Raw genomic sequence first — 10,643 nt, forward strand, 5'->3', positions numbered from 1 at the left:
GTATATATATGTCATTTTGTAATATTTTATTAACAAAAAAACCTCTACCACATAAATGATAAAGAGTTTTCTGCTTATTAATTTTTTTCAAAACATCTAAGACATCGCTTCTTTTCTTGACGTGCTAGGCTTTCACATCTAATGTCTCAGCTGCGATTGTATTGTCCTCAATATCGTCTAGACAGACACAATTTCTAGGTTCTAACTGCTACTGATCAAGAATCTCCTTAAACATTGCCCATATCCAGTATTATATCAATCAGTCCGACTCCATACTTATGTGTGATTTTCTATTTGTATTATACCTTCATATTCACCTTACAAATCCTTTTGGTAATAATGTCTTTGCCCAATGTAGGGATAGTCTTGTAAAGTAAAGACTTCCTTGTAGCCATGCCTTTTATAAAAATCAGGAGCTTGAAACTGGTAAGTATTTACAAAAGCAAAACGACAGTTTCGATTCTTAGCTTCAGTTTCTGCTTGCTGCAATAGTTTTGAACCGATTCCTTGCCCTCGCAGTTCCTCTTTTACAAACAAATACTCAATTTCCAACCAATTTCCAAAAGTCTCTGCTATCAAACCTGCCAGGAGATTGCCCTTTTCATCTTCGACATAAAGATTAAGTGGCTCACTTTCAGCTTCTTCTCTTTTTGAACGGTTATAAACACGAATCAGATTCCCTATTTCTTGTGATTTATGGGATTCCTTATTTTCCAATCTAAAGTACATCTAAATCTCCTCAAATACTGTTACAGCTTGATTATAGTCTTATTTCAATAGACTGTCAAACTAGCAAAAACCCACCAACCTGAGTTGATGAGTTCTTAATCTATTTTCTAAATTTCCACTGGCTATAAATCCCGAAACCGATAATCCAGATAGCTGAGCCGATTGCTCCGACAAATGTAGATTCTTGTAAAAAGAGGGTTACAAAGACAAAGGCAAAGAAGAGCATGGTTAAAGGATTTAGGAAACGATAATGGGGCATGAGATAGCCATCCGCCATAAAGTCTGGTGACTTGCGGTATTTAAGGTGAGCCACCATAATCAAGATATAAATGGCGATATAGACACCTGATGATGATGCCGTAATCAAGGCAAAGGCATCCGAAACACCTGGCAAGATATTGATAAAGGCTGCTAGGGCAATCAAAATCGCTGAGGCGATGATGGCATTTTGTGGCACATTGTGGCGAGAAAGGGTATCTGCCTTGATCGCTTTTAGGAAGCGATTTGGCGAATCATGAGCAATCTGGTACAAATGGCGACCTGTTGAATAAAGGGTTGAGTTAAGAGCAGATGCTGCTGAGGTCAAAACGACGAAGTTAATCAAGGCTGCCGCCCACTTGATACCTGCCAATTCAAATACTGTTACAAAAGGAGAATCAGCCGATGCAAGTTCACGCCACGGAATGATAGCCATGATGGCTAAGAGGGCACCACCGTAGAAAAAGGCGATACGCAAAGGAATTTCCTTAACGGCTTTTGGCAAGACCTGACGTGGATTTTTGGTTTCAGAAGTTGTTACCCCGATAAACTCAATCATGAGGTAGGCAAAGAAAACCATCTGGAAAGCCATAACAAAGTTCACTCCACCATTTGGGAAGAGGGAGAAATTGTCAGCAATATTGGCTAAACTTGCTACTCCATGAGGTGTCTTAAAGCCTGTCAAGACCATAAAGACCCCTGTGGCAATCATGGCTAAAATAGCCACAATCTTAACCATAGCAAACCAAAACTCAACTTCCCCAAAGAGTTTAACCGCAATCAGATTGACTAAAGCTAGAATGGTCAAAAATCCAATCTCAATCATCCAACTTGGCCAGCTAGGGAACCAAAACTGAACGTAGTGAGAGATAGCAGTGATTTCCGCCATACCGATAAAGACAACGGATAGCCAGTAAGACCAAACAGAGAAATACCCCCAGCCCTTACCCAAATGGCGCGTGATAAAGTTGATAAAGGTATGTTGCTCAGGATCCTGATAGAGCATTTCCCCAACTGCACGCATCATGAGGAACATAAAGGCTCCAGTAATCATATAAATCAGTACAATGGAAGGACCTGTTAAGCTGATAGAGCGACCTGCTCCCAAAAAGAGTCCTGTTCCAATTGTTCCCGCAATGGCCATAACCTGCACGTGACGATTGGTCAGACCACGCTCCATCTTATTTTTTTTCTTCTTTGAACTCATATCGTCTCCAATTCAATTTAAAATGGAAAAAGGAGTGAGTGAAGCGCACAGCCTCCCCACTCCTTTTTTTGTCTTTAGGCTGTTTTTTCAACCTTTAAGATTTTTACATCATAGCTACCAACAGGTGTTTCAATGGTTGCTGTATCACCTGTTTTCTTGCCAATCAAGGCTTGTCCAATTGGGCTTTCATTTGAAACCTTACCTGCAAAGGCATCCGCACCAGCTGAACCTACGATAATATAAACTTCTTCTTCGTCCTCACCAATTTCTTGGATAGTGACTGTTTTACCAATCGCTACTTCGTCTTGGGCAACTGAGTCACTATTGACGATTTCAGCATAACGGATTTTTGTTTCCAAGCTAGAAATTTGTCCTTCGACAAAGGCTTGTTCATCCTTAGCTGCTTCGTATTCACTGTTTTCAGAAAGGTCACCGTATGAACGGGCAATCTTAATGCGTTCTACCACTTCTGGTCGGCGAACCAATTTCAATTCTTCTAATTCTTTTTCAAGTTTTTCCTTTTCCGCAAGGGTCATAGGATATGTTTTTTCTGCCATTTTTCTCAACTTTCTTTCGATAGTATTGAATCTCTATCTGAGATTCTCATTTTTGTAGTCTTAGTTTGAACTACTATTTTGAGTAAGCTTGCTATTGACGTGTTCAGCTACATTACGATCATGCTCTTCCTGTGTCACTGCGTAATAGACTTTACCATCTGTAACATTGGCTACAAAGTAAAGGTTCTCACTCTTAGTTTGGTTGATACTTGCTTCAATCGCGTCCTGACTTGGACTATCTACTGGACCAGGCATCAAACCAGGTTTTGTATAAACATTGTATGGTGAATTAATCGATGTATCAATTCCAGCATCATCTGCTAGGCTAATATTTTGACCAAGCTTCCCTTGGGCATACAAGATTGCAATATTGCTTTGAAGTGGCATACCTAGGTTCAAGCGATTGTAGAAAACACCTGCAATCAACTTACGATCTTCAGTCTTAGCACCTTCTTTTTCAACAAGAGAAGCAATGGTTAGCAATTCATTGACTGTCAAGTTTTTAGACTTAATTGCACTATAGTGTGGAGTCAAGGTCTTATCCATAGCAGCCAACATCTCATCAATCAAGCTTTCAATAGTTGTGCTTTCCTTGATAGAATAGGTAGCTGGGAAAAGATAACCTTCCAAACGGTAACGAGCTCCACTTTCTTTTGTCGGCAAGCTTTCGAGTAGGTTTGGATATTTAGCAGCTTCTTGACTGATAAAGTTGTCATCTTGAACCTTAGCCAAGAAAGCATCCGCAGTCAAAGGCTCTTTAAATTCACCTTGTAGTTGGCCTACAGCTTGGGCGATTTGCTCAATTGTATATCCCTCTGGAATGGTCAAATCTGCAAGTGATGGTTCTTGAGGTTCAGCTGTACCACCTTTTTGTAGTTCTTTGATGATATCCTCTGTACTCATGCTCTTTTGCAAATTATAATATCCAGCCTTCAAATCTGAATAATTCTTATATTTAGCATAAAAAGCAAAAATCACTCCGTGTTTAATCACACCAGAATGTTCAAGTGCTGAGCCAATCTCTTGGACATTGGCTCCTTCTGGGATTTGAACCGTTACATATTCCTTAGAATTTGCATCAACTGGTAATAAAGATGATTGAACATACTGGTAACCGAAGTAACCACCTGCCGAAATCAAGGAAAGGAAAATCAATAGAGAAATGAAGAAAGCCTTCAAATGTGATTTTTTCTTCTTAACTGGTTTAACTGTCTCACGGCGACTACGTCTAGGAACTGAACCTAGGCTATCTGCCGATTCAGCTGACTCAGATAGCTCATTATCCACTGCAGGAGTACTAACTTCTTCCTGTTGTCTACTTGTTTTATACGACACCGCAACCTTTGTTGGAATCTCGTTAAATTCTTTATCTTCGTTAAGTTTTACAGGTTCTACTTTTGGTTGAACTGGCTCGAAAATAGGTTCTACTGGTTCAACTACAGGTTCAACAACCGCTTCAATTTTAGATTCTGCAACTTCTTCATTTGTTGCAATTTCATCCGAAATATCATTTGAACGTGACGGAACACTAGGAGCATTCTTTAATATTTGATCCACAACAGAAAGAGAATTAGCCATCAACTCTTCTGCTGAAGGTTCATGTTCCTGAGTTGAAGGAACTACTGAATCTTCTTGAGATGAAGGAGTTTCAAAACTTGTAATCTCGTTTTCTTGCTCACTTCTATCTTGTTTTTTTACTCTCTCTAAATCACGTAAAATTTGCTCTTTAAAGCTTAATTTTTCGTCTTCTCTTGTTTTTTCACTCAAAAGTTTATCCTCCTCGTTGACAATCCATAATATTATATCTTAAAAACGAAAGAAAAGCAACCTAGCATGCTTTTCTAACTTATTTTTTAGCATCCCAGACCATATCATACCATGTTTCTCCTGCAAAGGTTGATTGGGACTGGCCTTCATTGACAAATCCGTGTTTTTCATAGTAGGCGATGAGATAGTCATGACAGGTTAGGTTAATGCCTTCTCTCTCATCTTCAAGAGCAACTTCTTTCAAGGCTGTTAGCAATTTCTGACCCAGTCCAAGACCCTGTACTTCCTTGGCAATAGAGAGACAGGTCACAGAGATATAGCCACCAGTCTCATGACTATAGTCTTTTATTTCTTCTGTAAAAGACTGGTCTTGTAGATAGCGGTGAGGGACAACTGGCCCTTCGATATAACCAATAATCTTACCTTCTTTTTCCGCAACCAGAAAAGAGGTCTGAATTTCTCGCAAATGTGCCTCAAAGACAGATCGAGGAATGGCTTCTTCGACTGAAAAATTCTCTAGTTCAATCTCGACAATCCGATCCAAATCTTCTAATCTTGCTTTCCTAATTTCCATTGTGCCTCCAGATAAAAGGGATTAAACCAAATCATACTATAACCCTGGCTAGTTGCATAAAGGGAAGTTTCTTCATCAATAAAACCGTTCATTTCAAAATAGTAAAGCAGCTCATCAGGACTCTCCAAACGAATCCCCTTGTACTCCAGCTCAACTGCCACCTCTTTCAAGGCTGCAAGAAGAAGTGTTCCCAAGCCCTGTCTCTGATGGTCAGACTCAATGACTAAAGAATGTACTTTTAGACATTGCGGATTGTCTGGCTGAGGACCGCTTAGAATATAGCCTAACAGTTGATTTTCATCCCTAGCTAGAAGAAAGGTATCCGCAGACTTACGGATACTTTCTTCTAAAATATGGGAAGGTTGCTGCTTTTCAGCTGGAAAAGATGAAGCCTGAAGTGCCTCCATCTCAGCCAAATCAGCATCACTTGCCTGAATGATCTTAATTGGAATTTCCATAAGAATATCCTACTGAACATTGCTTGTCAAGTTAGACAAGAGACGTTCAAATGAATATTCATAGGTTTGGATATCTCCTGCTCCCATAAAGACATAGACAGCATTGTCATGGTCAAGGAGTGGAGAAACATTTTCAACAGTGATGACTTGGTGTTTTTTGTTGATTTTTTGGGCTAGGTCTTCTACCTTAACATCACCATGATCTACTTCACGAGCTGACCCATAAATTTGCGCTAGGTAAACAGCATCCGCTTGGTTCAAAGCGTGAGCAAATTCGTCCAACAAGGCGATGGTTCTTGTAAAAGTATGCGGTTGGAAGACTGCTACAATTTCCTTGCTTGGGTATTTCTGACGAGCCGCATCCAAGGTCGCAATAATTTCTGTTGGATGGTGGGCAAAGTCATCGATAATCACTGTGTCATTGACAATTTTCTCAGTGAAACGACGCTTAACACCGGCAAATGTTTTCAAGTGCTCACGCACCAAGTTCAAATCAAATCCTGCTGTGTAAAGAAGACCAATAACAGCTGTCGCATTCATGATATTGTGACGACCAAAGGTTGGGATGTGGAATTGACCCAATTCTTGTCCACGGAAGTGAACGGTGAAGGTTGAACCAGTTGTTGAACGAAGAAGCTCACTAGCTACAAAGTCATTACCTGCTGCTTCAAAACCATAATAATAAATTGGTGCATCAGACGTAATTTTACGCAATTCTGCATCTTCACCATAGACAAAAAGACCCTTGGTAATTTGTTTGGCATAGTCGTTAAAGGCATTGAAAACATCCTCGAGACTTGTGAAATAGTCTGGATGGTCAAAGTCAATGTTGGTAATAATAGAGTATTCTGGGTGGTAAGGCATAAAGTGGCGTTCATATTCGTCAGATTCAAAGACAAAATATTTGGCATTGGCCGAACCACGACCTGTCCCATCCCCGATCAAGAAGCTAGTGTCTGTGATGTGAGACAAGACATGAGACAACATACCTGTCGTTGAAGTTTTTCCATGCGCTCCAGCTACTCCCATGCTAACAAAGTCACGCATAAAGCTACCTAGAAATTCATGGTAACGTTTGTAGCTGATACCATTTTGGTCTGCATAGGCAATTTCGACGTTGTTATCTGGACGAAAGGCATTTCCAGCGATAATTTCCATATCACCGTCTAGGTTCTTTTCATCAAAAGGAAGAATAGTAATTCCTGCCTGCTCAAGACCACGTTGAGTAAAGTAGTACTTTTCAACATCTGATCCTTGAACCTTGTGCCCCATTTGGTGCAACATCAAGGCCAAGGCACTCATCCCTGATCCCTTAATTCCGATAAAATGATATGTCTTTGGCATGTTTTCTCCCCTATTCTGTAATTCTGGTCAGATTTAACTCTTGGGCAACCCGACGTTCTTGTTCTGTTTGTTTACTTTTTTTATTGTAGATTTGGCTCTTCTTTAGAAAATCATAGTTGTTTTTCTTTGGAGCAGGTGCTGACACTTCTTCATTCTTGGTAGGGATAGAATGAACTTCTTCCGCCAAGATATAATGAGACTGGGTCAATTTTTGGCTATATTTGACAAATTCACCAGGATTTTCCTTTTGGAAAGGAGCTGTCGGTTGGTTACCCTGTCTAAGAAGGCCTGATTTAGAATGACGTCTCGCACGGCTGAAATCCTGAGTTAGATAGTTAGCAGAGCGTTTCTTTTTCAAGTCCGCACGCGCTTCTTCACGCGCCACCTCCGCATAGCTCTTTCCTTCTTTTTTAACTCCTAAACCAGCCTTCTTAGGTTTCTCTACTGGCTTTTCAATCGGTTTGACTGGTTTTTCTTCAGTAATAGGGGCCCACTCCAGATAATTCTTATCACGGTATTCTCCCTTGATATTACTGATAAAGTCAGATTCATCATAGAGGTCCATAACCGGCATCTCAGTCAGCATGACCTCATCATCTGAGACCAATGGAAATCGTTCTTCTCTCATTTCCTATTTCCTTTCAACACTTCATTATAGCGTATTGTCTTGATTTTTCAAGTGCTGGCTTCAGAAATTCCCAAAATTTCTCTAATTTCTGCTAGGGTCAGACTGCCACGTGACTCTGTGCCGTCCAATACTTGTGACACCAGATGTTTCTTCTGTTCTTGAAGTTCCTGAATTTTTTCTTCAATGGTTCCCTTGGTCACCAAGCGATAGACCTCAACCGTTTCTTCCTGACCCATCCGATGGGCACGGCCAATGGCTTCTGCGTCCCGCGCACGCATATCCCCAATGATTCCACCAAAGATCCACTAAAATAACCGTATTTGCACCAGTTAGATTGAGACCGACACCGCCGGCCTTGAGGGAAATCAGAAAGGCATCTCTCTCCCCTTGGTTAAATGCCTTAGTCATGTCTTGTCTATCCTTGGCTGGTGTTGACCCTGTAATTTTAAAGGAAGTCAAGCCCAAGTCTGGTAGTTCTTGTTCAATTTTCTCCAACATTCCCTTGAACTGCGAGAAAATCAAGACACGGTGTCCACCGTCTGCCACCTGTACCAGCAGATCTCGTAGACTATCCAGTTTACCACTGGCACCCTGATAATCCTCCATAAAGAGGGCAGGGGTGTCACAGATTTGACGCAAGCGCATCAGACCAGACAAGATTTCCACTCGACTTCGTTGGAATTCCTGGTCTGACACTTGAGCCAGTCGTTCCCGCATCTGTTGTAACTGGGCTAGATAGATAGCCTTTTGCTGGTCTTCCAGTTCATTCTTATAAACGACTTCTATCAAATCTGGCAATTCAGTCAGAACTTCTTCTTTCTTGCGTCGCATAACGAAAGGCTTGATAAACTGAGCTACTCGCTCAGCTGGCAATTTCATAAATTCTTTCTTGCTTGGCAAGAGTCCTGGCATAACAATTTGGAAAATAGACCACAACTCACCCAGATGATTTTCAATAGGAGTTCCTGACAAGGCAAAGACCGACGGTACTACAAACTGTCTCAAGGTCTGGGAAATCTTGGTCTGGGCATTTTTCATAACCTGAGCTTCATCTAAGAAAAGGAAATCAAAAGCCATCCCCTGATAAAGCTCACTGTCCTGACGGAAGGTGGCATAGCTCGTCACATAGATTTGATGGCTTTCAGCAAGAATCTCTTCACGACTTGCTTTCAAACCATGAACAACAGCTACATCCAACTGTGGGGCAAATTTCTGAAACTCATCCGCCCAGTTGTAAATCAAACCTGACGGAGCTAAAATCAAAACCCGACTTTCTTTTGTCACCTGACTGGTCAAAAAAGCAATGGTCTGAAGGGTTTTACCAAGTCCCATATCATCAGCCAAAATCCCACCAAAACCATAATGGTGGAGCATTTGCAGCCAGCCGATTCCCTTTTCCTGATAATCTCGTAAATCAGCCTGAACCTGAGTTGCTTGTCGTGGGAAGTCCTCTGGATGCGTTAAATCCTGGGCCAAATTCTGGAATTCTTGTGAAAAAGAAACACGGTCACGCCCTTCAAAGAGATGAGCTAAACTATAGGCCAAGGATTTTCGAGCCTGCAAGGTCCCATCTTTTAATTCAAACTGTCCTAGTTCCTGTAGATTTTGGCGAATTTTCTTGGTTTCGTCATCGAAAAAGTAGACTTGATTGGAGGAATCAATGTAAAAATCTTGGTTGGCAACCAAGGCCTGCATGGCTTGGTCAATTTCCTCTTGGGCAATATCTTGAAAATCAAACTGGATTTCCAAGAGACCTCCCTTAGAAGCAATCTGCACTTGAGGACTCGCTAGGCTATAAAGTTCTTCTAGCTTGTCTGATAGGTCAACATGCCCGAGTTTTTCAAATATTGGAATGATTTCATGGAAGAAATGATAGACAGACTCCACTTTTAAGGCCTGACGCCAAGATTGAAAATCTGCTTCAAAGCCCGCAGCCAGACAAACTTGGAAAATTTTTTCTTCTAAGTTAGCATCACTCGAAAATGGCAATTCTTCCAGCTCTTGTCGGCTAGAGACCTGGCTGTCTCCATAATCAAACTGAATTTCTAGACGAATCCGGTTATCCTCTTCCCTGTCAAAGTAAAAATAGGGAGCAAAAGTTTTGATTTGTAAGCGTTCTGGAGCTGAAATAGTGCCCATCTGGCTAAAAAGAGTTAAACAAGAAGCCAATTTATCGCGGTCACTGCTATCAAATTGCAGATATTTCTTTCCATGTTGATCCACAGACAGCGCTTTGATTTCTTTGAGAAGACGCATCTGCTGGTCTGTTAGAAAATAAACCTGTCCTTTATGGAATAGCACAGCACCCTGATAAAAGACATTGACCCTTGGACTCTCACTGATTTCCATTTCAAAATAGTCCGAGTATTCTGTTACTGTAAAGGTAAAGAGATTGGCATCAGCATGCATATCCTGAAAAAGCAGAGTCTGATAACTATCCACTTGGTGGGCAAATTGAAAATGAGGCAAGGTCATCAGTAAATTCACACCCTGCTCAAAAAAGGTCAGAGGGAAAAAGAGGTGTCGGCCTTGGTTTTGGAAAAAGAGGTCTGAAGTCAGTCCTTCCTCTATTAGTCCGCGCAAGAAAGTCAGAAGTTCTTGGCTAGCTTCATCAAAGGCTTCCAAAGACAGAGACTCCTCATAAGTTTTACCAATCATATAAGGTTTTCTCTGCTCGACAACCCTTAAAAAGAGTGGAATGTCCCGAATGACATAGTATTTTTGGCTATTGATTTGCCCGATTCTAAGGGTCCACAAGATATGATTGGTTCCTGCTTCCACTTGCCCCACAGCCGATAATTCATAGGCACGTTCTGCTTTTGGAGGCAAGATTCGGTCCAAAAATTTTCCACCCAAGGTCACCTTGGTTTCAACGGCCTCTTTTTCTTCATGACCTTCTTCCAGACTCTGCAAGATTTCCTGACCACGCTCATCATTTTTTAGAAAATGCTCCAGCGCCGCCAAGTGCACACAGTAGCCCCTCTTTTGGAAAAAATCGCAGGCACAAAAAACCAAATCATCCTCTAAACTATAGCGCAGTTCTTCTTCTGCAACGCGAGTGTAGAGCCGATTGTTCTTTTCCTTGATGATGTCAACCTTACCAGTTTCATAAAGCGCAACG

8 protein-coding genes and 1 pseudogene are annotated in these 10,643 nt (G+C 41.2%); all 9 read right to left on the reverse strand.

The features are described 5' to 3' along the window. Positions 1–318: 318 nt before the first annotated feature. Positions 319–729: a GNAT family N-acetyltransferase gene (locus QZ565_RS05485; protein ID WP_295526658.1), complete on the reverse strand. Its 411-nt coding sequence runs from the start codon at positions 727–729 to the stop codon at positions 319–321. Positions 730–829: 100 nt separating this feature from the next. Further along, the gene (locus QZ565_RS05490) at positions 830–2,194 is read right to left on the reverse strand and encodes an amino acid permease (protein WP_049547134.1); all 1,365 of its coding nucleotides are present in this window, start codon (positions 2,192–2,194) and stop codon (positions 830–832) included. A gap of 74 nt (positions 2,195–2,268) precedes the next feature. Further along, positions 2,269–2,751 (reverse strand): transcription elongation factor GreA, encoded by a 483-nt coding sequence (gene greA, locus QZ565_RS05495; protein WP_000818750.1) that lies wholly within the window; start codon positions 2,749–2,751, stop codon positions 2,269–2,271. 60 nt (positions 2,752–2,811) lie between these two features. Continuing rightward, positions 2,812–4,518: an endolytic transglycosylase MltG gene (mltG, locus tag QZ565_RS05500; RefSeq protein WP_295526663.1), complete on the reverse strand. Its 1,707-nt coding sequence runs from the start codon at positions 4,516–4,518 to the stop codon at positions 2,812–2,814. A gap of 79 nt (positions 4,519–4,597) precedes the next feature. Beyond that, on the reverse strand, positions 4,598–5,092 hold the full coding sequence (locus QZ565_RS05505; RefSeq protein WP_295526666.1) for an N-acetyltransferase: 495 nt from the start codon (positions 5,090–5,092) through the stop codon (positions 4,598–4,600). Continuing rightward, the gene (locus QZ565_RS05510; protein WP_203176087.1) at positions 5,068–5,550 is read right to left on the reverse strand and encodes a GNAT family N-acetyltransferase; all 483 of its coding nucleotides are present in this window, start codon (positions 5,548–5,550) and stop codon (positions 5,068–5,070) included. The genes QZ565_RS05505 and QZ565_RS05510 overlap by 25 nt, the downstream gene beginning before the upstream one ends. Before the next feature lie 9 nt (positions 5,551–5,559). Continuing rightward, positions 5,560–6,894, reverse strand: a complete 1,335-nt coding sequence (gene murC, locus QZ565_RS05515; RefSeq protein WP_101784554.1) for a UDP-N-acetylmuramate--L-alanine ligase — start codon at positions 6,892–6,894, stop codon at positions 5,560–5,562. A 10-nt stretch (positions 6,895–6,904) separates the two neighbouring features. Next, the gene (locus tag QZ565_RS05520) at positions 6,905–7,522 is read right to left on the reverse strand and encodes a cystathionine gamma-synthase (RefSeq protein WP_295526673.1); all 618 of its coding nucleotides are present in this window, start codon (positions 7,520–7,522) and stop codon (positions 6,905–6,907) included. 47 nt (positions 7,523–7,569) lie between these two features. Further along, positions 7,570–10,643, reverse strand: a pseudogene (locus tag QZ565_RS05525) (DEAD/DEAH box helicase); the annotation flags it as partial.

Origin of the sequence: uncultured Streptococcus sp., assembly GCF_915066115.1 — a bacterium.
In the GTDB taxonomy this organism is placed as follows: Bacteria; Bacillota; Bacilli; order Lactobacillales; family Streptococcaceae; genus Streptococcus.

Coding starts and splice junctions, on each gene's coding strand:
- QZ565_RS05485 (WP_295526658.1), bottom strand. CDS start 729: ATGTACTTTAGATTGGAAAATAAGGAATCCCATAAATCACAAGAAATA.
- QZ565_RS05490 (WP_049547134.1), bottom strand. CDS start 2,194: ATGAGTTCAAAGAAGAAAAAAAATAAGATGGAGCGTGGTCTGACCAAT.
- greA (WP_000818750.1), bottom strand. CDS start 2,751: ATGGCAGAAAAAACATATCCTATGACCCTTGCGGAAAAGGAAAAACTT.
- QZ565_RS05505 (WP_295526666.1), bottom strand. CDS start 5,092: ATGGAAATTAGGAAAGCAAGATTAGAAGATTTGGATCGGATTGTCGAG.
- QZ565_RS05510 (WP_203176087.1), bottom strand. CDS start 5,550: ATGGAAATTCCAATTAAGATCATTCAGGCAAGTGATGCTGATTTGGCT.
- murC (WP_101784554.1), bottom strand. CDS start 6,894: ATGCCAAAGACATATCATTTTATCGGAATTAAGGGATCAGGGATGAGT.
- QZ565_RS05520 (WP_295526673.1), bottom strand. CDS start 7,522: ATGAGAGAAGAACGATTTCCATTGGTCTCAGATGATGAGGTCATGCTG.